Origin of the sequence: Bacillus piscicola (genome assembly GCF_022458745.1) — a bacterium.
Lineage (GTDB): Bacteria > Bacillota > Bacilli > Bacillales > Marinococcaceae > Alteribacillus_A > Alteribacillus_A piscicola.
This window is the reverse complement of the sequence record NZ_JAJJJF010000009.1, coordinates 55,737-80,799: the sequence shown is the minus strand read 5'-3', so window position 1 is coordinate 80,799 and position 25,063 is coordinate 55,737. Positions and strand designations below refer to the sequence as shown.

Below are 25,063 nucleotides of genomic sequence, written 5' to 3'. Positions count from 1 at the left end.
ATTGATCATAAAGGTAAGAACTATTGTATTACTACTCTCTCTATTGCTGCTATTGTTCCCTACCGTTTCCGTTTTTGCAGAGGAATCTTCTGAAAACAACAATGAAAGCTCACTCATCACAGAAGAAGAGATAAAAGAACGTAATGATGAGGCGAACTACGGGGAACGCTTTATGACGTCTATTATGCTTGCACCTGTAAATTTTGTCTTAGATTTGTTTGGTGCAAGAGACGTGTCCTACCTCGTGTTTCAGCGACCAGAGCTTGCTCCTATGTTTGGTAAGTATTCCGAAGAGGATGGAACTTATATTCACAAAGAAACCACTGATGATGGAGTAAGTGGAGTAAGAGATGAAATGTTTTTTGGTGTATTTCCAAAGGAGTATTTTGAAGGAATAGCCATGTTATATGATGCATTTCATGACTTACTAACGATTCCACTAGCGATGATGTTGACGTTTGCAGGACTGGTACTCCTTATTAACAATTTTAATTCCCAGGACCGCTCGAAATTTAAAGATTATATCGCAGGTACCATATTTGTTGTAGTGTGCTTACGTTTTGGCCACGTCTTGTGGGGGATTATTTTTGATGTCAACTATTTCATTGTAGATTTGATTTGGGTTACCCTTTCCGACAATGGAATATGGACTGGACGCTTTATAAACGTAGTGTTTGGCAGTCAAGTTGATTTGAACATCATCGAATCAATGGGGATTGGCCTATTAGCATTGGTTGCCTTTTTTATGACATTTATCCTGAATTTCCAGTACACCATGCGAATGATAACGTTATCTATTCTTATTTTCACCTTCCCATTAGTGAGTTTATCGTTAATTTTCCCAAGCAGGCGGGATGCGATGAACATATGGGTCCATGAATTTACGTCGCAAGTATTTATTCAGGCAGCCCATGCCCTTGCTCTTGGGATGTTCTTTTATGTTCGACATCAATTTGGGGATGGTTTATCGTTTTGGATTGTTTGCGCATTTATGTTTGGCCTTCCTACCGTTGCCTTCTTGGTACAGAAGATCGTAGGTGCTTTTACAGGAGTAACAAGCGGGGGACGAGCAGAAAACTTCGGTACAGCACTAGGTGTAATGTCTCTCATGAATATGGGGCGTATGTTACAAAACGCTTCTAAAGGAAGGTCCACCGGTGGAGCAAATTCAAATAGTGATGATGCAGGAACGTCTAACCACTCGAATAACTCCAACATGAATAATCTAGGACCAAGCACCGGCACTCTTGGATCCAGCAACAATGGAAGGGGAAGCAGAGTGCCCATGAGTGACGGGACAAGCCGTAATAGAACAACATCTGGCATAACTGGTTGGGGAGAGCAAAGAGAAGCAACCGCAAGAAACATGAGATCTCTAGGGAGAGCTACAAGAGCCATGACGAACTTAAATGATCCGATTGTACGTGGAGGTGTACGAGCTGGTGCTATGGCGGCCGGCGGTGCGCTAAGTGCAATGGCAACCGGTAACACGATTCCTGGATTAATGGCAGGAAACTTAGCGTCGGAAGGTATGATTGGTGGATTTGATAATAATAGTCAAATCAATAACGATGAGAGCGATGAAGAACCACCTTCTCAAGGCCCTGATCATCCGAGCCACTTGCCTAGATATTATCAAACGTTTGCAAGTTCTCCGGAGCAATTACGATATTCAAATATCAACGGGAGTACATCAAGTAATAGTAATAATGGAGAAACAAGTGTGCGACCACCAGGAATAGCGTATCCAACTAATGAAAGAGGGCGTAGTATAGCGGTGAATCGTGCGAACGAAGGTTACCAGAACGCCAAAGACCGACTGAAACAAATGAATCGTAGAAATACCGACCCAACCGCTTACCGTTTTGCGCAGGTTAGTGCAGCCCAATCTCGAAGCACACGAAACTTGGCAAGAAATCTTTCGAATCCACAGCTTCATATGGCAACCCCTGCTCAGGCAACTCGCCAGGCTTCTTTAGCAACACGCAACTATCAAGAAGCACAGAGGGCTCTGTCACAAATGAACGCTGGTACGGAAAGTCATGCTAGGCAAGAGGAAGTAGTGCAAAATGCTAGATCGGTAATGAATCACAGCGTAGGTTATGCAAATAGAGAGTATCCGCAACTGCAGAACCCTGCACTACAGGAATCCATCGTGAATTATAATCATTCGTTAGATACCGGGAACAGTAGCATGGTGAGCCAACTTCAAGAACAGATTAATAATGCACCAGCTAACTACTCATCTGCAGCTGTTCCGCAAACACAGATCCAAACACAAACGAACTCGGCTATCGGTCAGTCAGGCGTAGCCCCTATATCGCCAACAATAGAAGATAACGGTGTTTCAAGTACATCGAATATAGTGAGATCACAGACTTCAAGACAACAAGTATCTACCGGTAACAATGGGGTCATGACACAGTCTGCCGCTCCAAGTTCTATCAGCAATGACAGTAATATGGGGAGCAATGTAAACCCTGTTCAAAGCAGAGTGGAGAATCAACCCGGAGCCGCATCAACAGTAAGAAGAGAGCATGATGAAGCTTCTATCGTGAATCAAAAAACTGCTCAGAACAATAAAACACAATCCTCATCTTTAAAAGGCGAACGTTATCATACAAAAGGGACATCTGTTCAGAAGCAACAAACAAAGGCAGAGCCACATAATACTCAAATTAAACCAGCATCCACAGGGAAGGAAAAGGTTAATCGTGCCCCTGACGTAACGATGCAAGACCTGAGTATGATGCGTCGAGGACGAGGTAAACTATGATTAACAAGCAACACGATAATCAGCACTCAGAGCGAGATCCTTTATCCAAAGTAGGCAATCTAATTGGTCAACAAACTCAAAAACTTGGAAAACGGATCGGAGCTAGAATCGGTAGAAAACTCTTTCAGAAGCTGCTTCTTTCGTCTGCTTCTTTGGTGAAAAGTATTTTGATAAAGACATCTGTTATGTGGGCACCTATTCTACTGTTATTTATGGTAGGGGTGCTCGCTTTTTTGCTTATCTATGCCATTCCACGAGCAGTAGCAGAGGATTCAATTGGTGAACAAGCGGATAAGATTAAAAGCTTTTTTGGTTTTTCTCAAGTAGACCAAGATCAATATAGCGGCGATGACGTATTTAAAGATTACGAGGATGCTGCCGCTACATGGGACGAAGGCTTAAATGATAACCAACGGTCACAAGCAGCCCCCTATGCAATGTCTTGGGGTGTGTTAGCCGGTGTGGATCGGATGCGCAATGATCCTTTGATGAAAGAGAAGGGAACCATTGTGATGCATGTAGGGGACAATGAAATCAACGTAGAAGGCGTGTTTCCTCCAAGACCGTTTATACCGATTTACCTTCAAGCTGCAAAAAAGTACAAAGTGGATTGGGAAGTCCTTAGTGCGATACACCATATCGAGAGCACATACAGCACGTATCCGGTAGGAAATGAATCAGCCGTAGGTGCAAAAGGGCCTATGATGTTCATGCCTTGTACTTGGTTTGGGTGGTCCCATTCCACTTGCGGTGGAAAAGGAAAGGGTAATATTCCGTCATCCGAGTTGAGCAATCCTAATTTAATCCGCAAAAATGGCGGATACGGGGTAGATGGAAATGGGGATGGGAAGGCAGACATTATGAACAATATTGATGCGATTCATTCTGCTGCTAAGTATTTATCCAAGAACGGATATCGACGAGATAAATATAAAGCGATTTTAGCCTACAACCATGCCGATTGGTATGTACAAAAGGTATTGGCGACCGCTGAACAAATCCATCAAATGTTCGGAATAAAGAAAGAAGAAGGAGAAGTAGAAGAATACGATTTAGACGGAATGGATATTACCGACTTTGAGTTTTTTGATTTGGTAAACGACTACGATAACCTCATTACGCCTGATCCTTATGGAATAATGGAAATACTTAGACCTGAATTTGAATGGGAAGAAGAAACAAGGATTCATACATGGGAGGAAAGAGTTTGTAAAACCAAAAAAACCGAGGATGGAGGCACAAAGAAAGTTTGTCGTTGGGTTGACAAAAAGAAAGAAGAAAAAACCGAAATTCTTACCGCAGCCCACACTTATGAAGGAACGTACACACATTCGTACACCATACAAACCAGATCATTATCGGAAGGGAAATACGGAAGTGGAAGTGTGCGTAATTACAAAGTGACAGAGCCGGTGACCACAGGGGTGGAACCACCTACCGAAGAGGAATACATGCAGCCACTATTCGATCAGTTGACTCAATTTGGCATTACCGAACAACTAGATATAGATCTCGTTTTGGAACTGATGGACATGTACGATGAAAAATATGCAAGCCTTCAAGATGATTTACAAGGCTTGTATCCCGGTAATTATCCAGTCATAGAGGGTTCAAATAATTGGCGATGGCCTGCCGTTTCTAAACGAGTAACAAGTCGATATGGCCCTAGATCGTGTACAGGTTGTTCCAAGTTTCATAGGGGTGTAGATGTAGGGGGGCTTACACCTGGTGTAGATGGTGATCCTATCTTTGCGATGGAAGATGGTGTTGTAGAAATTGCAACATATCACTCTGCGGCTGGTAATTATGTTCGTATTGGACACGGAAACAATCTTCAATCGCGTTATTTGCATTTGTCACAAATAGGAGTAAAAAGCGGTCAGAAGGTTAAAAAAGGAGATGTCATTGGAACAATGGGAAACACCGGAAATTCAAGAGCCACACATTTACATTTTGAGATCATCATTGATGGGGTAAAGCGTGATCCTTTGCATTATTATCCGACTATCAACTAAATTAAAGGAGCTGGCCGACACATGCCAATATATATAAAGAGATTCACAGTCTTAGTGATTTTGGGAGCCATATTGAGCTCTCTTTTTTTACTATCCCCTGCCATAAGTGACGCGGCAAGTTCTTCTATAACTGGGGAAATCAATGTAAATGCTTCAGAACCAGACATCGACATAGATACAGCAGCAATAAAGGCGAACGCAGAAGATTTCAGCTTTGGTAAAGCCATTAATAAAGTGAAGGACATTTCCTTTCACTTGCTAGTAGTGTGGATACTCGCTGCTGGTATTCTCTTTTTTTTCTCCTTCAAATGGGCGGTACGTATCACTGTGCTAGGGGTATTAGGCTTTGGAGTTATCACCTATCATGAAGAAATACTGTCAATGTTACTGGGATTGGTGGATTGGATTGTATCAGTTGGAGAATAACCGACTTGCATTAACTGTATGAAAAGTGTTAAAATATTGACATAACGAAGCGCAAGAGTTGTGTCCATTTTTAAAAAATGCTCTTTCCCTGCAATTTTGTGGGGAAAAGAGCTTTTTTGTATTGGGATTTCACAAAAAGGGGGAGGTCGATTGGCCATCGAAAAATTACACCTTGTATTTCCTACGGACGGAAACATATTAGATAACATTGCTTCAGATTTAGAAGAAATTGGCTACCCGATTGTCCAAAAAGACTCATCATTGGATACGATGGTAGACTGGGCACAATCTACAGCAGAAGAGTCTGCGGATTGTGCCCTTATTTATGGGTTGGCTGTTACATCTAAAGAGGGAACGAATCACATTAAAGAGGCTGTCTACCAGCATTTAAAAAATGTACGTTTCTATCGAGAGAATCTTCGTTTAATTGTTATGTTCCCAGAAATGATAAAACATGATAAAGAGTTTATCTCCAAGATTGCTCAACTCATGATTTATGACATTCATTTTAATGACTCTATTGATGCACATGATTTGGTAAGCTGGATCAATCAGCCAAAGGGGTTTCAATATGTAGAGCGGTTGCTTACAGATTACAAAGCAACAGACGAAGAAGAAGAAATTTCAACCCCGAATTTCTATGAAACAGAAGAAGAAGAGTTCGAGGATGGAGATACACTTGAAGAAAAATTCAGAAAAAGGAAGATAAGAGACGCTACAAAGAGCACCAGACCGAAAAAACCATTGTCTGGCATTTTTTCAACAAAAGAAAAAAATAAAGAGGATTCCAATGACATAACGAAAAACAGTTCTTCGTCTGAAACAGATAAAAAGAACGAACCCAGGCAGTACAATATATTAAAGAATATTTCGGAGATAGCCGTTCAATTCACCAACCGTCAAACACCGGAAATTCATTATGAATACCGTTCTTTTTCTTCCAAAGTCATGGTGGTGACAGGTACAAAAGGCGGCATAGGAAAAACCGATGTAACAATTAATCTAGCAGCCGCGTTAAAAGAACACACGTTTATTGATCGTATTTGTATAGTCGATCTGGGATTTCCGTACGGAAGTATTGCTGCTGCTTTGGATTTGAATCGCACCTCGAATGTGTCGAATTGGAGATTAGCATCGAAAAAAGTGACCGAGGAAGGGCTAAAAAACATGGTTGTATCCAGGGAGGGCATGGATTTCATACCCCTACCGCTGAACATACGTGAATCGTTCGATTTCCAAGTCGAACACGCAGGGTTCATGATCGACGTATTAAAGAATTTTTATGATGTAATCTTAGTCGATACAGCTGGATTTACCCCTGTTACGAAATTAATGCTAGAACGTGCGACAGACATTATCATGTTGGTTACGCATGATGTAGCAAGTATTAGTCAGTGTCTTGCATTGAAAGAAGATATTATCCGCTCTTTTGGAATTGACTATGAGAAAATATCTATCTTCTTAAATCAGGTTCCGAAAACAGAGGATATCTCGAAAGGCACGATTGCAGAGGCGTTAGAAGACAGTCCATTTCCTTCCCCTATTATCGCTTACGCTCCTTACGATGATATGGTCAGGCGATTTAGGAATCGGGGAGAGTGGATATATTACGAAAAGCCACATCACTCTTTTTCATTAGGCATTGATATGGTGTTGGACGGGCTGGGGCTGATGTCAGACTCTGCAAAAAGGCAGAAGCGTAAGGGCAAGTCACCAAGCATGTTTCAGGGGATGCTAAACAAATCATAAATGTGAAAGGAGTTTTTCATGGTGGATACAAACGCAAAAATCATCACGGTTACAAGTATGAAAGGCGGAGTCGGTAAAACAGAGGTATCGTTGAACGTAGCGGCGGCGGTAAAACAACAAACTGGGAAGCGGGTAGTTGTTGTTGATTTTGATATTCCGTATGGGGGGGTTGCCCAGGCGATGTCTTTTTCAAAAGAACGCTCTCTTACGGATTGGATGGACATTGATCCAGACGTACTATTAACCCCGCGACAAGCCGAAAGTTTAGTGATTCAAGACGAGAAAACAGGAATTGATTTTATTCCCGCGATTGCAAACACGATGGATGCTAAAAGGTTTGATGGGGCCGCTGCCAAAAGGATATTGGAACAGTTACTAGTGTTTTATGATTATGTAATTGTGGACAGCGGAGTAGACCTTAGCAGTTGTACGAAAACCGCATTAGTATCTTCTGACAAAATTATTCTTGTCACTTCTATGCAAAACGGCTCTGTTTACAATAACCATCAATATAAGGAAGATTTAATTGCACATGGTGTTCAACCAACGAATATCCTTTTATTTATCAATCAAGTTCCGAAAAAAGACGCGGGCAGCCAAGCAGAACGTATAGAAGAACTGTATTGGAGTAACGGAAGTTCGGTCACAACAGCAAGTTATGCTTATTTTGATCCGGAAATTAGTGTATGCCGAAACAAACGGCAGTTTATGTACCTTACTCATAAAAACAGCAACTTTTCTCAAGCCATTGGGGATGTGGTGAAGAAACTCGGCATTCTCTCCATTGAGGATGAATGGTTTCAAGAAAAAACAGGCTTCTTTACTCAATTGAAAAAGGTGTTTGTTCGATGATGTACGTCGGGATTGCTATAATTGTATTGATGTTTGCTATCTCTTTATATACGGATACGAAGGGATGGAGAATCAAAAACATCGTTACATTGCCGGCTGCTTTAATCGGGTTGATTTTATCCTTTTTTTATTTCCATCCGCTCCATGTCAGTCTCTATGTAGTCCTTCTGATCATAATTGGGGGAATCGGGTGGGTTATTAATTTGTGGAAGGCAGGCGACACCAAGCTAATTCTTTCAAGTGCCGTGTGGGGCATGTTTATTATGGGTCCAAACTTGTTGTTTGTTCTTTTTTATTACCTAGCCTTTTTGGTGTTTCATCTAATTATCGGGCACATACTTGGGCTTAAAAAGTACAAATTCAATCTTAAAAAATATATGTTATCTCTAACCACAAAAGTGAATGAAACGTATGGAAAGATGCCTGGCACATTCGTTATTATGTGTAGTTTTTTTATTGCTCTTTTTATAACTAAATAATTAAGTTATTGAAATCATAATTATTTAGTGGTATATTCATAAAAAGATGTATTGAAGGGGATTTTGGATGTACTCGACTGGAACCAAGGTGATTGGAACGCTCATTCTTTTCTTAGGAGCGATGGTATTGTCGGCTGGTATCACATATTCTTCGCTTTACCTTTTCCATCCTGATTCAACAGGGAAGGTGTCTGAACAAGAGGGAGAGTGGGGAGAAGCAGGAAACAGTTAGACGATACTTAAAGCTTTCTTTTTTAAACCGATCTAATATTTAACAGAAAAAAAGGACGGTGACGCAATGGTTATGCGTAAAGGAACAAAATTAGTGTTGGTGGGAACCTTAGTAGCAAGCAGCCTGCTTACGGTAGGAGGAACTACGTTTTCCAAAACTAAAGACGGTTTGATGGATATAGCTTCTGAACATGAAGTGACGCCTGAAAATCCGTTCACAGATGTTGATGCTAATTATTGGGCATACACCGAAATCAATTGGGGTGTCGGACAAGGATTAGTTTTTGGTTATGATGACGGAACGTTCCGTCCTAGTAAACTCGCCACGCAAGCTCAATTTCTCGCGATTCTTACAAGGTTTGCAGGGGAAGATCTAAACGAATCCTTGTCGGAAGACCATTGGGCAGATGTTCACTACGATTATTTAGCGGAACGTAACTTCCCAATTGTAGGTGAAGCCACGGACAGAGAACGTAATCAGCCGGTCAGACGGGGAGATATTGCTCGTATTTTGAGTGCGTATCTTGGAAAAGACTTACATGAAACTGAAGCAATTGCTTATTTATTTGAAAAAGACATATCAACTGGTAGAGATGGAGAACAAACCATAGAAGGGTTCGGTGCTGATGACCCGCTCACAAGAGCGCAACTCGTGACATTCATGTATCGAATGGCAGAGTTAGGATACACCGATCTTGTAGGTTTAGAACAACCGTCGAATGGAAGTGACGATGATACAGTCGAGGATATTGAAGATAAAGAAGGTACGTTTGAGTTAGTTGAACGAGGAGATTATGCGAATTATGTAAGTGCTGGTGAACAATTAGATGTTGTTCGTGACATGCAAGAAGTCTTCGTTGAGTTACAGAAGGTAGCGAAAAATAAGCCGTATAAGGCAGAAATAGACCAACATAATATTTTTGTTAAGTTAAACAACGATAATATGAGAGTTTCAGGGGCTTATAGTGGTGAAACAGTGGATGGGAAAATACGCCATAACACAAACGTTCATATCACAATAGGAGGAAATAAAAATAAACATGCAGCAGAAGCGGCAGGATACATCGCTCATGCCTTGTTTCCTGACATTTCCCAAAAAGATTATCAGAAAATGATTGAAGAAGCACATGAATCAACGAATTACTTTGAAGGTTTAAGTTCAGCAGGATATTATAATAGTGAAAGCGGGTATTCCGTAAGTATTGGTGGTACCTCTGCGCCAGATCAAACCATCATTGGTATAAATAAAGTAAAAAAGAGAGAAGGGGATAAATCATGAAGAAATTCTTCATGTCCCTTCTTTTTTTTCTTGTATTTTCAGTGATTGTCATACCATCCGTCGCACAGGCAGACCAATTATATACTAACGAGCGTTTATATTATGACAACAATGATACTTCTTCATGGATACCATACTGGTCAACAGATGGTTATGTTCAAGTGCGGATTTATGAACCAAATAGCACGACAAATCTTCGTTCCACTCAAAACAATACCTGGGATAAATATATTCCGTATAAGCCATATTCTGAGTGGGAACATTTAAACTCTTACCCGTTTCAACATCATATATTGGATGACTTGGCAAGGGCTATTCGAGATGAAACGTCTTTAGGAGCCGTCGCCCAAAGCTTTAATGGGAATAGAGATTATGTAACCAATTCGTACATGAGAAACGAATTGTTGTTCCCTGTTTACCTAAACTCCACTTATATCGGTCATAAATTTTATATTCGTGAAGTAGCAAGACAATCAGGGGCTTACACCGAGTACGACAGCTCTCGAGACATCGCCCACGTATATACATCTAAGTACCCGGAAGCTGAGTTCATCAAACCACAGGGGCAATCTTTTGAGTCTGGTCAGTCGTTTCAGCCACAATTCCGCGCACAAGCGTATGCCCTGATTGGAAATAACCCAACCGACTCCGGTTTCGACTGGAAAGATGTCAGTCGATATACGTTTGAATTGAAACATAAATTTTATGAGAATGGGATGCTGCGGGAGAAAGTCATCGCAACCAACAAAACAATCAGTCCTAGCACCCAATACATTCATCGTCATTGGGGACAGTCCGTACAAGTGCCATCCGTGACGTTGAAAGAAGGAACCAACATTTTTGAATTGGAAGTCACTGACGCAGTACAACGTACAGTCAAAACGGCTCCCATGCTGATTGACACGAGCACTCCTTCCGATCCAGATGTGTGTGGGGGAAACATTGTAACCTCGGTCACTAAGATATCCGGTACTTATTCGTGTCCGCCTTGCTCGGAGGATGGGTGTTCTACTTGCTATTACTATGAAACGCTAACCATTGATATGGACGGCCCTAATCCATCCACCGTTAAAGCAGGACAAGGAACAGAGATGAAAGCAAGGACTTACTATACGAATGACAATCCTTCCCATTCAGGGCGACCTTATGCTCCAGGGACAGCCACAGCCACAGGAGATATTACGGATGAATGGCCATACGTACATCAAAAAACAGTTAATATGTTAACGGATGTAGCAATGCCATCTTATTACTGGGGTAGCGGACGAACCGTGGAATGGGGATTGCCATACGCTAAAATCCATAAAGATGGGACATGGGATATGACGAATAGTGAGTCAGACGCGATGAATTTCGTCAATGCTGACCCGTTTCATTATGGGGGCTTCCAACGTTGGTACACAGGATTTGATGTACCGGACGGTGAGGTCATACACATAGAAGCGGAGGCAAAAGGGGGGTACAATGATATGACTGTTTGCGATGCAGGCACAGTCGAGGTTCAAGGTTCTCCATATGATGATTTTGTTTTCAGAACCGTCGATCCTTCTAATCCTTTCCCCGACGAAACAGGGCTTAATTGGCAAGGTCATGAGGAAACCATTACGAATCTTGATGATTGGTACCATACAGGGGACAGAGATTATGAAAGTCGTGAACAGGAAGCTAAAGATGAAGTACCGTCATTGTTTGAAAGAGCTAGGCAGCTATTTGGTGTAGAATGGGGGAAGTAAAATTTGCAATTTACATTTAAATATACGCTTATTCTCCTGTTCATGGTGGTCCCCGCCCTGTTCTTGATTGTTGATTACGCGAGTCATACACTTGCTAAAAACGATGCTGGCACGGCGACCGAACAAGGTGGCCTTTATGCTATGAAGCAAGGCGTTGTGGAAGGGAGTCTGAGAGATACCAATGTGACAGAAGAAAAAGACGGAAGCTATACTGACAAGTATCGCACACAGATAGCGGTTGACCCAGATCCAACATTAGTAGAAAAAGGTTTTAATGGCTCAATGAACAGGCATACCCAGGGAAGTTTGATTAACGTAGCAGATCAAGACACAAACGTTGGTATTTCGCATAGCCCACCTATGATTGCCCTTCGTACAAACACCGTGAATACGGCGATAGGCTTTCGATCAGTGGCAAAGCTGCTGACAGACCGAAATGCTGATTATGTGATTCAAAATGAGAAAGTTATCATATTGGAGATGAAAGAAACAGATTAAATTTACAATGAATGATTATGGGCTGCAATTAGAGAGTAGGGGGAAGGAGTTGAAAGTGTGCATTAAGCTTGAAAGTTTCTGGGATTCGAAAAGAATACATTGTTGGAGAAAGAGACAGATAAAATTCTGTCTCTTTTATATTATCAAAGGGAGGAACAAGCGTTCATGAGTAAAAAACGTTCAGTTGTCAAACGGAGAAAAAAACCATCAATATTAATACCAATCATTATCGCGGGATTGGTCGCCTTCTTCTTTTATACCGGTTCAGCTAAAAAAGCGGAGGAAATCATCAAACCCGTACAGGTGCCGCTTGCTGCTAAAAACCTAGAAGAGCATGATGTGATAACAAAAGAGGACATTTTAGTGAAGGAATTACCTGCCTCTAGTGTACCGCCGAATGCAATTACCAAGCCAGATGATTTGTTAGGGAAAGTTATTAACACGAAAAGTGCGTTACCGACTAATTCCATGTTTTTAAAGGAATCGGTAGCGGAATTAAAAGACATTCCTTCTCGTATTGGAATGATGTTGGATGAGGGGGAATTAGGATTAACGATGAGAGTGGATTTAGAAAAGTCTGTGGCTAACTCATTGACTGATGGAATAGACGTGCAGGTTCGGTTTTTCACCAAACAAACTCCTAGCGGAAAAGCCTTTGAAGGTGTGTTGGAAGAACGCATAAAAGTCCTTGCCGTGCGAGATTCCAAAGGGGAAGATGTGAGCGGACCGGTGTATGAAGAAATGACAGAGGAAGAAAAGAAAGAAAAAAGAAACACAGGACGTGTACCGACAATCGTAGTATTTGAAGCAACCGATGAACAGGCCAGTTATTTGCTACGTGCACAGCAACTTGGCGATATTAACATATTAGCGATTAGTGAGGAGAACGAAGATGAATTAGATGAAGAAGGAACGATTACAGAAGGAAAAGAAGAAATAGATAAAATCACAAAGGAAGAGAAAGATAGTAAAGGAGAGAAAGACAAAGAAGAACAAACAAATAGTGAAAAAATAAAAGATGTAAAGGCCATGATAAAGACAATCGAAAAAAACACAAAAGATAAGAAAGAAGCCAAGCGTCAGAAGAAGTTGCTAGAGGAAATGATAAAACAACTAGAGAAGGAACCCCTTAAAGGGCATGGAGAGGTCTTTGATGGCAATAAGGTTAAACTGTTCATTGACGCTATGTCGCACACACTAGACAGCCAGTTTACCGAGAAAGGGTACTATGTTACTCCAGACAGGGAGATTGTTGTGTATGATGAGGAACTAAATGAACTAAGATATTTTGAAAATCGGGAGAGATTTGAAAGAAGTAAATATGTGTTGCAAGAAATGAGCGAGGCCGAACTGGATCAGTATTTTAAGGAAATTAAAAAGTTAGAGGAAGAAGACTAATTTTACTCCACCCCGCTTCTCAGAAGAGAGGCGGGGAAATTTTATTGGAAAGAAAGGAAGTTAAACTATGGAACATTTCATCATTTTATCATCAGATATGAAAGTGAATAACAAAATCATGGCGCAGTTGCGCCAACAGAATGAAGCTGTCTCTTTTCAGCTATGTGATTATTTGGAAGATGTAGAAGTGATACTTCAAGATGGCCAGAACCACCAAGTGATCATTCATGAAGGGTTTGATGTAAAAGGGAAGGGGAGTGAGCTAGCAAAAGAAGTAAGGCTTAAAGAGTTTATTACAACATGGCAAGGGAAACTCACAATTCGTTTGGTGACGGAACAATCCTTAGAAAATCTCCTAGTGAAGCAGTTGTGCCATATAGGATTTTATCAAATCATTCCTATTGATAAGCTAGAGCATTTACTGGAACCGCCACAAAACGAAAAAGAGCTCTTTTATCTCTTTGATTATAACGAAGTGACGTATGGGAGTCCGCAAGAAGAATACATTCACAAAGTATCCAGGCCCCAACAAGAAACCTCTGTTATCGAAAGTGAACGAGAAACCCCTTCATATGAAGGTATACAAAAATCAACGAGGCGAGTATTGGTTCCTGAAAAAGAAAGCGATTATCAACATGATGGAGAGAATAATTCAAATGATCGCGCTGATTCAATTACTTTTGATAAGGCTCCAAAGTATGAAATCTCTGAACTTCCAGGACAGGAGACACTTTCATTAGAGCTAAAAGGGAAGGACAATTCCCTGAATCGTCCGCTTGTAAGTGTGTTTTGGTCACCGATACCGAATGTTGGAGTAAATACGTTAACAAAAGCACTCGGATACACCCTCGCACTGCGTTCTAGAAAAGTATTAATTATTGAATTAGACACGGAACTTGCGAAATTAGCCCGAACTACGTCATTAACACACACAGAGAGGGATCTATACCGAGCTATATCTGCATTAGAAACCGAAAAAGAATATGCGCTTCGAGATAACATAGTCAATAGTGAATTGGCAATGGATAATCTATCATTCCGATTTAAAGAAGCGAAAAGCAGCTTGCGTTACCTTCCGTCTAATTTGTACGTGCTAAGCAGGGATTCCATGATCGGTTACAAAGATGAGCCTGAGATAAACAATGATAGAGTTATTGATCTATTGTTTTACCAAGCCAAACAAGAGGGTTTTCAGCATATCCTAGTCGACGTCCCATCAAGTCCAGACAACTTATTTACTACTCTTTCTTTTTTATATGCCGACGAACGTTTTGCGATAGTCGATGAGAGCTATGCAACTTCCGGCGTGTACAAAAACTCTATGAAAGCCTTAGAGAACATTGATTTTGAAAAAGAGGATTTTGAATTAATTATTAATAAATATAGGGACAGAGAATCTGCAGAACATATAGCGAGCTTTTATGAAACATCTCCTGTACTTGAGCTACCCTACGACCCTGATCTTTTTTATCAGCAACTGGATCTTCGGTTTAATGGGGGAGAAGCTTATATGGATGCCATTGAAACGTTTGTGACGCGTTACGGACTAGAAAAAACCAAAAAAAGAGAAGGGAAGAAAAAGCTGGCTTTGTTTGGTCGATAGCAGGCAGCGGCGAGGGGAACTTAATTATAAAGAGAATTAAATAAGTAGGAAGGGGTGAACGGCGGTACCCGTATGCTTAGCATAGACGGGTTTGATTTACCGTCGGTAAAAATGAGTCATACCACCAAAATGACACTAGAAGAACGAAAAGAGTTAGCGCTACAACGTCATGAAAGATCGAAGAAAAGGAAAGGACTTCAAGAGGTAGCCTACAGACAGCAACAAGTAAAAGAGGAGCAAAAGCAACAGTTAATCCCAGAACATGAAAAGGAGTATGAACAACAAAACCGAAAAAATCAATTAGAAAAACTAACAGAAAGGATTGCTGATCATCTAACTGAACATCATTCTGCGGATTTGCAAGGATCTATGTTTGATTTAACAGTGAGAAACCGTCTGTATCCGATCATAGAAAAGTATATATTGGATCGAAAAGTCATTATATCGGGGTTCAATGATGAAAAAGAGTTAACGAAAATGTTAGTCGATGAAATTGCTGGTTTAGGTCCGATTGACGAGATCATCCGCCAAGGGCAAGGTGCAATCAATGAAATATGGATTAACGGTGAGAATCCGGTCACGAGGAACGTGGACATATTTTATGAAGCTAGTGGAAAAAAATATAAAGTAGAAGAACCACATTTACAATTTCGGGATCAAGAGCATGCTTATAAGATTGCTCAAAAAATCGCAAGGAATGGTCAACAACAATGGGGGGATGCGAAGCCGGTAGCCAATGTCCGGTACCCTGACGGTCGTGTAAACCTTGTAAGAGGGCCAATTGCCACAGGGGGCGGCGGTCCATATATATCTTTCCGCTTATTTCCGAAAGACACATTACAAGCCCGTCATTTAATAGACGGCGGCTCCATGAACCAGGATTTATGGCAGTTTATCGAGATGTCTATCCAATACGGGCTTAATGGGCTAATGGTAGGTCCTACTGGTTCGGGAAAAACTACGCTTTTAACGGCAAGTTTGGAAGCCATCTCAGAGGATCATCGTATTTTACTAATGGAAGACACGGAAGAAATGCGTCTGCGCCATAAGTACCCAGAGAAGCATATTATCACCGAAGAGTGCAAATTTGACCGAGATCAAGAAAAAAACTTCGATTTGTCTCGACTCACCACCAATGCCCTCCGTCAGAAGCCTGATTATATGATATACGGGGAAGTTCGTGATAAAGCAGCGTATGACATGCTAAACGGTGCAAACACAGGACACCGCGTATGGTGTACGTTACACTCTCGTTCTGCAGCACGCTCCGTTCAACGATTAAAAAACATGGTGCTAGAACACGGTTCAAAAATGGACGCAGATAGTATTGGGAGTTGGATCGCGGAGTCCATTGATATAATTATCTTCCAGAAACTTTATGAGGATAAAGTGAGACGTGTCAAAGAAGTGATTGAGCTAGTGGATTATAAGCAGGGTCGCCCTATATTCAATACTATTTTTAAGTTTGTAGTAGAGGGGAAAAATGCTGATGGTACTTTTCAAGGTCGACACTACCGCACGGGAAAGCTTTCAAGAGAGTCGGCAGAACACTTAATACATGAAGGGGCACCAATTGAGGTTATTGAAAACTTCATGCAAGAACCTGAACTTCTACCAGAAACGTCATTTGACAATATTATTGACAACTACTATGGCGGGGACATGGAGAACCAACTTTTTCAGCCGTAACCGGAGTATTTTCATATGATACTCACCACGCAGCTCACAAATTATGATCAATGTCACACATGACGAGTGTAAAACACTGAAAGGAAAAGGAAGGTGAGATGAAGTGAATTCAATGGTTTATTTTATAATGGCGGGAGCCTTTCTGATCTTTGTCCTATATGAAATAGTTAAGCGAATACAAAGGAAACCCTTGTCTGTTGTTATGGCACAGAACGAAGAGGACAGCCCGAGCGTTAATAAAAAAGAAAAGAAAAAGAGACAAAAAGAAAATGAGAGCTTTCATAGCAGAGCGAAACGAGTCAATTGGCAGGTAAAACAATTGTATCAACAAAATATTTTTATCGCAGCAACGGTGGGAAGTTCCATCGTTGCTTTTATTTTGGAAATGCCTTCCCTCATTCTCGCAGGAATAGCTGCTGGTCTCTTTTTTCCTTATTACCAGTTAAAGAAGAAAGAAGATGCGTTTGATCGAGAGCTTCCCCTTCGAGCAGAACAAGCTATTAACGCGGTCGAGCAACAAATGCAATCAGACATCCCGACATTTGAAGCGTTGAAGAAGGCCACGGCTTATATGCAGTCTCCAATTAAAGAAGAGTATGAAAAAGCTATCGAAAAAATCGAAAGAGCGAACATACCAATAAAACAAGCCGTAGAACACATTCCAGAAAAGTTGAACCTGTCAGAATTGGAATACTTTCATATGATCCTTGAAGTAGCGGAAGAAACCGAAGAAAAAGCAGGCGATATTATTCGTGACTCTTCGGATACGTTACGACGTCGTCAGAAACACCGTACTCGTTTAATTCAAGAAATAGCGTCTAGTATGACGGAAATGAAGTGGATGTTTTGGCTAGTTGTCATTATGGTGCTCTCCTTCCGCTTCATGCTGGATGAACGTATTATTCCTTTTGCGGGGACTCCGTTTCACTTAGCTATTGATTTAATTTGTGTCACGATATCTGGCTGGGTCACCTGGTCTTACATGAAGAAATTAAAACCAAGAAATATTATCTAATTTGAAACAAGTCCTATTTTGGGCAGAAGGAGGTTGCATCGGTGGATCTTAAAATATATGCCATCATCGTTGGTTTTTTAGTTTTTTGGGCTATTGTCCGAATCATGATTCCCAAAAAGGCATCGTATGCAAGCGATGATTTTATACGAGCAGAGAATATAGAAGAAGTGGAACGTAATATCATTCACCGCTCCCTTATTCACCAAATTACGTATCCAATTTATCAGAAAGTGGAGGCTTGGCGACCAACAAACGATGAGTATCATGATCGCTTGTTAAAGTTGATTGAAGAAGCGGGTGAACATGACACAACACCAGAAGACATACAAATAGGCCAACTCTTTAACGCCATCTTGTATCCTCTTATATTCACAGTATTATCGTTTTTTGTTGGTGATTATCAGGTTTACGTATTTCTGTTTGGATTAGTGGCTGGCTTCTACATGTATAGAACGCCTATTAGGGGGCTTCGTGCTAAGGTAAAAAAGAACGATCAACAAATGTTGGAGGATATGACAAGATTCACAACAATTTATATGTTGATCAGTGCAGGAAACAAAACGCCTTATGATGCCATTATTAACTCCATTGAAAGGACGGAAAAACGCACACCAGCCCTCGGTTTGTATTTAACAGAATTGAAAAATGAAATGTTAACGCGAACACCAGAAGAAGCTCTCCGGCGATTTTCGGAACGACTCGTTAAGTTTCCATATGTCGAACGGTTCGTGAATAATATTATTTTGGCTATGCAAAAAGGGGATAGCAATAACCAGGAAATCAATATTCGTCTGCGAGAAACCTTGAACGACATGGATGATGAAATGACAAACAAAAAAATAGAAGATAAGAAAGCGCAAGCAAGAGTACCCACATATGCAGGGGTATTAGTCATTTCAATTTATATGGTAGTAGTGCTTATGGTTACTATGTTTATGGTCTTTTAATTTCAAAAACAAGAAAATGAATATCAGCGTGCGGCGATCATCTTAGTAGCTATACGGTGTTTTTAGAATGGAGAAAGGTGGTCTACTATTGAAAACAAACAAGCAGCAGCTTAAAAAACACATAACCACTTCGGAAATTAAAAACGTTATAGATGGGTGGAATGGCAGTTATAAGATGACAAAACATAATGACCAAATAACCTCTGTCACACTTATCTTAGATTATCCTTGCACAAACTTTAGAGAATCACAGCGATTAAAAAAGAGTATTAAGTCCATGTATCCTCATCACATCGACATGGTGCTGGATACTAACCGTCAAATCACCACCGCTTATTTACGAATTACCAAGGATAGTTTACACGACTTTCTGAAAAATAAAAATCTCATTCAAGAGGGCCACTGTTAGGTTGGTCCTCTTTTGTCGTTAATAAACCATATATGTAAGGAGATATTGACAATGGAGAAAGGTTTCTTAGAAAAAGACATAGAGAAATTAGCTTCTCTGTGGAAAGGAGAAGTTTCTTTTATCGAAAAGGATCACAAAATCACAATGCTGACAGTCAAGCGACGGTACCAATTGAAAGATAGCAAAAAAGATGTGCAGGTACTTATAGATAAGGTTTTATCCAGCAGCCACGGTTATGTATCTGTTCAAGGAGATCCTGAAGGTCTAACGGTGTCCGCCTCTGTAAAACCAATTCCTGAGTCAATGATTTCGTTTCGCCGTTTGGCAAAGCAATTAGACAATGAATAATTCAAAGAAAAGGAGTAAAGCACATGAGTGAGTACATCGATTATACGGAGCGTTTAACCGAAGAAGAGATAAAAGAGTTAAAAGAAAAATACGGAATATTTTGGGAAGATAGTTTGCCAGGTTATTTTGGTTCATCGATGCCTAACGACATTACTGCTTTTTATACAAGGAGAGAATTAGATGAAGAATTGTCTTTTTTGAATCACCAAATGAGTCGAAATGCTGTTTTGCAAATATATTTGCATGAACGGTACGAAAAGGTAATGAAGTGGATTGATAATGACAAACAACATCACGGTGATAATTTTAAAAACGATAAATTAAATAAATTAGATTCACCGCCTTTTAAATGCGAAGCAAAGTGGGAGGAAGGGTGTCTTGTTGTTCAGGCAAATCATTTGTTGCCTCGCATGAAAAAAGTGTTCACTCTTCCGGAATATCAAACATTACGTGATTACTATATCCCAAGGATGACAGAATCATTTTTGAACGTAAAACCGAACGTTCCAATGGAAAACTCATTAATATACATCCAGCAGAACATTCCAAATAACCTTCAATTTGATATTGACAACAGGTTCCGTTCTTTTCTTTTAGACTCTCTTATACGAGGGGGGATTATTAAAGATGATGACATCAACAATGTAATGTTGTTTGAAAAAAGTGTTAGGAGAAAGGTAGAAGATAAGACGGTTATTTATGTTGTTCCAAAAAATTCAGCAAAAGAATTTCTCCAGAAATTGGACCTATAATAAACTAAGAACAATATAGTCTTTATGCGTGGTAAATAAACTAAGAACAATGTCTTTATTTATCTAAGAACAATGTCGTTTTTTTGCATATCATGATCTTAACTAATTAATAACAGCATTGTTCTTAGTTAAAAAGTGAACGGTAAAGCTGACATATCAAGGTTTGATTAAAAAAATCACGATAGAGACGTAAAATGATATTGTTCTTATAAAAATATAAAGCATAAAACATTGGTGTAACAGCATTTCTCACTAAAAACTCCGAAAGGGAGCAAAAAAGAAAGTTAGGATGTGCTTCTGGGAAGCACGACTAACAGACACTGGTTTAAGCCTTTCGGAAAAATGGAGTGAAAACACGAAGAAATGGCACCATCGAAGAAGAGGTTTTTGAAGAGAGAGAGATAAAAAGTTAAGAGTCAGATTTCTGTTGAAAAGGGAAAAAATGATCTGGAAAATACGTAAACAAAAAGATAAAAATGAATCAGAAACAGATGGGATGACAAGCATGTCATAGATGTGAAAAAAAGAAAACAAACATATAATGGAAGAAATAACAAGAAAAAAATCAGTTTAACGGTACGAATGAATATGGTTATATTCAATAATATTATTCGTATTTACTGGAAATATGGTTGTTGCGTCCGGGAGTCTATTTGTCTCCCGGACGCAACAGCCTGGCATATGAAAAGGACGTGATCATTGATGACTAAATCGGTAGCTTCTCGAAAACGAGGGCGTGGTAGACCAAGAACGATAGATGAGGATCAATTGTTAAAGGATATATGTCGCCACAAGACGTTATCGGCTCAACAGATAAGAACGCTACATTTTCAAGGACGAGAAAATTATTTATACGTGAAAATGCATCAATTGAAGAAAAAAGGGATGGTTCTTGCAAAACCTGTAGTACGTGGGGGGAAAAAAGCAGAAACAACGTATTACTTATCAGAATACGGGATAAAGGATTTAATGGGGAGGGGGATCATAGAGACTTCACGTCGTTGGGAATATAATACTCCTGATTGGAAACGTATTGATGATATTTTGGATGATAACGAGATATATGTGCAACTTAAAGGTTTGGGTGCTGATATATATGAGAAACGTGAGTGGAAAGAGCGCCATCAAATGCGTAGGACCGACTATGTGGCAGCAGGAATACGTTTTTTGGGCAAGGAGTATCATGTATACCTCATTAATGACGAAAGCCACGATCGCACATTAAAACGGATACAGAGAGAAATAGAAGCGGAGAAAAAATTAAGCCGCTATATACTATTTTTTAAAGGGCAATCCTCATTTGAGCGATTCCGATATGAAAGAATGGTAAATGGAAAGCTGGAACTACTAATGTTTTCCTACTTGTATTTGCCGTTACGATTAGGTTTTTTGATAGATACGCCTCCGTTGGTACCGTACTTAGAAAAAACGTTTCAAACTACTCCTTATCTAATTAAAGAAGGAAAAGACATGGAGAATGACTTTGCAGATTATGAGGTTACTCTGGACAAAGAAACATTTTACGTTGCGGATTTGTTGTTAAATGACTATATGAAGTTTGGGCAAGTCTTACGCTACCAATCTAACGGTTACGAAAGACACCAGAAGCGAGTTTTACTTGTATGCTGGAAGGAAAAACTAGACGAATTTGGGAAAAACGTTGACCCTGAAAAGATTAAGCTAATAGGGATCACAGTAAATGATCTTTCCTTTCATCCATTTTATCCTACCTACAAGAAACGGATAACGGAAAGAGACTTCCGCGCCCCCGAGAAGCGGCTAAGAGAGCTGCGAGAACTGCAAGAAAATAAGAAAATAACGATGAAAGATGAGGAAGGTCTTAATTGATCCCCTCCCGTAACTCAAAAGCAAAAAGGCGAAAAGTGACGCCTCCGCCACAACTAGTTGATCAACTAGTTGTTGTTAAATAAATTGGTAAACTAGTTAACTATTGAAAAGAAAAATAGACAAATGCGGCGTAGAAAAAACAGAATACCTTAGTGGTGCGGCCTTTCTTGTTTTTCAGAAGGGAAAAGTTGAAAGCCACACCCCCACCCTCAGTTGATCAACTAGTTGACATCAAATAAATGGATAAACTAGTTTATTTGTGGTATTATTGCATTACCATTTAATTGTTAAACTAGTTCAATATTGTAATTGAGGATGGAGGAATAGAATGGATAACTTGGAGAAAGTAAAAGAATTATATGAGCAAGATACATTAATTGCGGGGGTTGACCAAGGGAATAAAAGTGCTAAGTTTAGTTACTTAGACGAACATGGCAACATAAAATCGTTTGCAATTCCAACGGTAGTGGCTCCTGCTAATAATAAAAAATCATCCTTAGAGGGTGCGACGAATTCTAGTATTCTGGAGAATCATTTACATTTGAAAATATCATCCGACTCCATTGCAGCACTTGAAGAACGGTACGTGTATGTAGGGCACTTCGCAAGAAACAAAGAAGGGAAAGAGGAGCCTAGTTATCACGTCGAGGTAGGAAAGGAAAGGAGCACCGCCAAAACAAAGTTTTCGAATGAACTTCATATAATCACTACATTAGCTGGATTAGCAGTAATGGCGGGGAAAACGAACAAGACAACTGTACGTATACCGTATGCTGGTGGCCTCCCTGTCAGCGAAATGAAGGAATTAGGTCCAGAGAAGGCTTTGGAAAGTGTAAAAGGTACACATGTGGTGAAGTTCATAGATGGTCCGATGGAAGGCACGGAAGTAACGGTGATCATTGAAAAAGGAAAAATGTACGGCGAAGGGGCTATCACTGACTTATCCTTGAATTTTGATATCCAAAACGGGGTATTGACGGAAACGTCACTAGAAGAACGTTTAGACGATACCTATGCATTAGGTGATTTAGGAGCAGGTACAAGTGACATCATTATCTTTACAGAGGATGGCATTGACGGTACATTATCCCAAAGTTTGAACATAGAGGGTACAAATCCTTACATCGATCGCATGATTGAAGCAGTTAACAAGCTCCCAGAGTACGAGAAATTAAAGAGGCTCATTGGCTTGGGTGAAGAAGAGAAAGCCTATCAATCAAGAGAAGATTTCATGAATGAGGTGGTAGAACCTGGTATTTTGGCATTCATTAATGGAAACGAGGAAAGACCACTATTTGAAGTGCGATTAATGAAAAAGAAAAAAGTGGATGTCACAGATATCGTGATGTCAGAGCTGCGATTATATGCAGATGAACATAAAGCAGCGCTTAGTAAAGCGTGGAACAACTCTGGTGTGAAGGATTTAGTTCTAGTAGGTGGCGGAGTGTTATTTGGCTATCCAGTATTTAAAGACGTACAGCAGCAGTTCAGAGAAGCTTATGGAGAGGATTGGGTCGTTTTCCCTGATAACATTGAAGATGCTCCTTTCTTTACATCAAGAGGTTACTTGATTGCAAACTTTATGAACACCATAATTAATCAAACACAACCTTCTGCATGACGGTAAATAGATAAGCCAATTACCACCATGCGAAAGAAGGGGGGCAAAAGGATCAATGAAGCCAGGAAATGAAAAAGGGTATGGAAAAGGGGTTGGCCGAACATTCACCCCTTCCCGAAAAGCGGATTGGGTCGATCACTTCAATCGCATATTGAAACAGGAACCTGGATGGAGCAGAAATAGTTTAACGGAACACCTCTTGCGCTGGGCACTTTCCATGCGTCAACCTGATTCCAGCACGATCACGATCCGCCATGACGGCTTGTCGCAAGAACAAATTCAATATCTCCGTTCAGAACAAGGTAGAGATTACATCGATGGTATTGTTAAATTCGCGTTTTGGCAGCAAACACATTTTGCAGAACCAGCGACCCCACCATCGAGAACAGGTGAGCAAGAAGCACCAACTCAGGAATCAGAAAATTTTCGTACAAATGATTATATTACCAAAGAGAATGAAAAAAGTAACAAGGAAATTAAGTTATCTGCAATAGAGAGGGCGCAAAGAAAGCTAAATCGACAAGAAAATGTATAAATAGACAGTAAATAACCTCCGCTTGTATGAGAAGTTTGGTCCATACAAGTGGAGGTTATTTTTTTATTTTAATTATTGATTAAATTTAAAGGTTCTTTTGACTTATGAAAATAGCAATATTATAATATAAAAAACAAATGTTCCATTGGAAAACGAATAAAATAATTACCCCCTTGTTTATAGTATTAGACAATAGACAGTATATCTTTAGGATGATAGGCAATAAAAAACATGTGTAGTAAGTCATTTTTTCTATATAATAAAAAAATTAGGAAAACAAGGAGTTGTAGTTATGTATGCGTCAACAGGAAAGACAAAAGAGTACTTGATGGATGGCTTAGAAATGATGTTGGACCGTGATGTTAACCTTGCTAGGTTTTACAAAAAACACATGAAAAATTTAGCGGATAATTTAAATTTAGACATAACTGAAACAGAGATAGCAGCAGAAAAAACGATCAGGGCTAAAGCGACAAGAGGAAAATAAACAAATAATAAGAAAGGGGAATGGGATGAAAGAAACCATTAACATGAAAAATGTTTGGTTGAAACGAACACCGTCCATGATGCAGTTTATGGAACGAGTGTTCTTTTTAAATGTGCATTCAATGATCTCAAAAGACAAGGAATCACTCTCGGTAGAGTTTCAGCTAGATGGATACAATTTTGTGTTAAGTGGTGTTACGCCGCTAGCTGGGGATTTGGAATTTTCATTTGATGAAGCAACAGTTAGACGCAAAGGAAATGTAGGAATAACACCTTTTTATTTTACTGACGAAGAGAAAGTGTGGGTTTGGATGGCGCTTTGTCTTAATGTAATCAAACAAAAAACCGGGGTCATTCCTCCTAGTTCTGTTTAG

23 protein-coding genes are annotated in these 25,063 nt (G+C 40.0%); all 23 read left to right on the top strand.

The genetic code is table 11. The annotated features are described in order from the left end of the window. Position 1: 1 nt before the first annotated feature. The 23 genes from LOR49_RS13440 (at position 2) to LOR49_RS13330 (ending at position 25,063) form a co-directional block, all read left to right on the top strand. On the top strand, positions 2 to 2,776 hold the full coding sequence (locus tag LOR49_RS13440; protein WP_240377260.1) for a Yip1 family protein: 2,775 nt from the start codon (positions 2 to 4) through the stop codon (positions 2,774 to 2,776). Next, positions 2,773 to 4,791, top strand: a complete 2,019-nt coding sequence (locus LOR49_RS13435; RefSeq protein WP_240377259.1) for a peptidoglycan DD-metalloendopeptidase family protein — start codon at positions 2,773 to 2,775, stop codon at positions 4,789 to 4,791. Before LOR49_RS13440 ends, LOR49_RS13435 begins: the two co-directional genes overlap by 4 nt. 21 nt (positions 4,792 to 4,812) lie before the next feature. Continuing rightward, positions 4,813 to 5,217 carry a hypothetical protein gene (locus LOR49_RS13430; RefSeq protein ID WP_240377258.1) on the top strand — a complete coding sequence of 135 codons (405 nt, stop codon included), beginning with the start codon at positions 4,813 to 4,815 and terminating at the stop codon, positions 5,215 to 5,217. Between the two features lie 150 nt (positions 5,218 to 5,367). Next, positions 5,368 to 6,966, top strand: a complete 1,599-nt coding sequence (locus LOR49_RS13425; protein WP_240377257.1) for a CpaE/TadZ family protein — start codon at positions 5,368 to 5,370, stop codon at positions 6,964 to 6,966. 18 nt (positions 6,967 to 6,984) lie between these two features. After that, positions 6,985 to 7,818, top strand: a complete 834-nt coding sequence (locus LOR49_RS13420; RefSeq protein ID WP_240377256.1) for a CpaE/TadZ family protein — start codon at positions 6,985 to 6,987, stop codon at positions 7,816 to 7,818. After that, entirely contained in the window at positions 7,815 to 8,297 is a 483-nt protein-coding gene (locus LOR49_RS13415) for a hypothetical protein (protein WP_240377255.1), read from the top strand. Before LOR49_RS13420 ends, LOR49_RS13415 begins: the two co-directional genes overlap by 4 nt. Positions 8,298 to 8,364: 67 nt before the next feature. Then, a complete protein-coding gene (locus tag LOR49_RS13410) occupies positions 8,365 to 8,529 on the top strand; it encodes a hypothetical protein (protein ID WP_240377254.1) in 165 nt (54 codons plus the stop codon). A gap of 66 nt (positions 8,530 to 8,595) precedes the next feature. Continuing rightward, positions 8,596 to 9,807 carry an S-layer homology domain-containing protein gene (locus LOR49_RS13405; protein ID WP_240377253.1) on the top strand — a complete coding sequence of 404 codons (1,212 nt, stop codon included), beginning with the start codon at positions 8,596 to 8,598 and terminating at the stop codon, positions 9,805 to 9,807. Then, a complete protein-coding gene (locus LOR49_RS13400; protein WP_240377252.1) occupies positions 9,804 to 11,540 on the top strand; it encodes a hypothetical protein in 1,737 nt (578 codons plus the stop codon). Before LOR49_RS13405 ends, LOR49_RS13400 begins: the two co-directional genes overlap by 4 nt. Before the next feature lie 3 nt (positions 11,541 to 11,543). Further along, positions 11,544 to 12,038, top strand: a complete 495-nt coding sequence (locus LOR49_RS13395; RefSeq protein WP_240377251.1) for a hypothetical protein — start codon at positions 11,544 to 11,546, stop codon at positions 12,036 to 12,038. Positions 12,039 to 12,203: 165 nt separating this feature from the next. After that, positions 12,204 to 13,436, top strand: a complete 1,233-nt coding sequence (gene cpaB / locus LOR49_RS13390) for a Flp pilus assembly protein CpaB (RefSeq protein WP_240377250.1) — start codon at positions 12,204 to 12,206, stop codon at positions 13,434 to 13,436. A 67-nt stretch (positions 13,437 to 13,503) separates the two neighbouring features. Further along, a complete protein-coding gene (locus tag LOR49_RS13385) occupies positions 13,504 to 15,039 on the top strand; it encodes a MinD/ParA family ATP-binding protein (RefSeq protein ID WP_240377249.1) in 1,536 nt (511 codons plus the stop codon). Positions 15,040 to 15,111: 72 nt separating this feature from the next. Then, complete coding sequence (locus LOR49_RS13380; protein WP_240377248.1) at positions 15,112 to 16,728, top strand: TadA family conjugal transfer-associated ATPase; 1,617 nt, start codon at positions 15,112 to 15,114, stop codon at positions 16,726 to 16,728. Between the two features lie 112 nt (positions 16,729 to 16,840). Beyond that, a complete protein-coding gene (locus tag LOR49_RS13375) occupies positions 16,841 to 17,743 on the top strand; it encodes a type II secretion system F family protein (protein ID WP_240377297.1) in 903 nt (300 codons plus the stop codon). A gap of 41 nt (positions 17,744 to 17,784) precedes the next feature. Continuing rightward, positions 17,785 to 18,690, top strand: coding sequence for a type II secretion system F family protein (locus LOR49_RS13370; protein ID WP_240377247.1), 906 nt, complete (start codon positions 17,785 to 17,787; stop codon positions 18,688 to 18,690). Positions 18,691 to 18,778: 88 nt separating this feature from the next. Continuing rightward, positions 18,779 to 19,099, top strand: a complete 321-nt coding sequence (locus LOR49_RS13365) for a hypothetical protein (RefSeq protein ID WP_240377246.1) — start codon at positions 18,779 to 18,781, stop codon at positions 19,097 to 19,099. A 51-nt stretch (positions 19,100 to 19,150) separates the two neighbouring features. Further along, positions 19,151 to 19,447, top strand: a complete 297-nt coding sequence (locus tag LOR49_RS13360) for a hypothetical protein (protein WP_240377245.1) — start codon at positions 19,151 to 19,153, stop codon at positions 19,445 to 19,447. Between the two features lie 23 nt (positions 19,448 to 19,470). Beyond that, complete coding sequence (locus LOR49_RS13355) at positions 19,471 to 20,199, top strand: hypothetical protein (RefSeq protein WP_240377244.1); 729 nt, start codon at positions 19,471 to 19,473, stop codon at positions 20,197 to 20,199. Positions 20,200 to 20,901: 702 nt separating this feature from the next. Continuing rightward, a complete protein-coding gene (locus LOR49_RS13350) occupies positions 20,902 to 22,047 on the top strand; it encodes a replication-relaxation family protein (RefSeq protein WP_240377243.1) in 1,146 nt (381 codons plus the stop codon). Positions 22,048 to 22,375: 328 nt separating this feature from the next. After that, positions 22,376 to 23,668 (top strand): ParM/StbA family protein, encoded by a 1,293-nt coding sequence (locus LOR49_RS13345; RefSeq protein ID WP_240377242.1) that lies wholly within the window; start codon positions 22,376 to 22,378, stop codon positions 23,666 to 23,668. Positions 23,669 to 23,723: 55 nt separating this feature from the next. Beyond that, a complete protein-coding gene (locus tag LOR49_RS13340; protein ID WP_240377241.1) occupies positions 23,724 to 24,203 on the top strand; it encodes a hypothetical protein in 480 nt (159 codons plus the stop codon). Between the two features lie 292 nt (positions 24,204 to 24,495). Next, complete coding sequence (locus LOR49_RS13335; protein WP_240377240.1) at positions 24,496 to 24,690, top strand: hypothetical protein; 195 nt, start codon at positions 24,496 to 24,498, stop codon at positions 24,688 to 24,690. A gap of 25 nt (positions 24,691 to 24,715) precedes the next feature. Further along, positions 24,716 to 25,063, top strand: a complete 348-nt coding sequence (locus LOR49_RS13330) for a hypothetical protein (protein ID WP_240377239.1) — start codon at positions 24,716 to 24,718, stop codon at positions 25,061 to 25,063.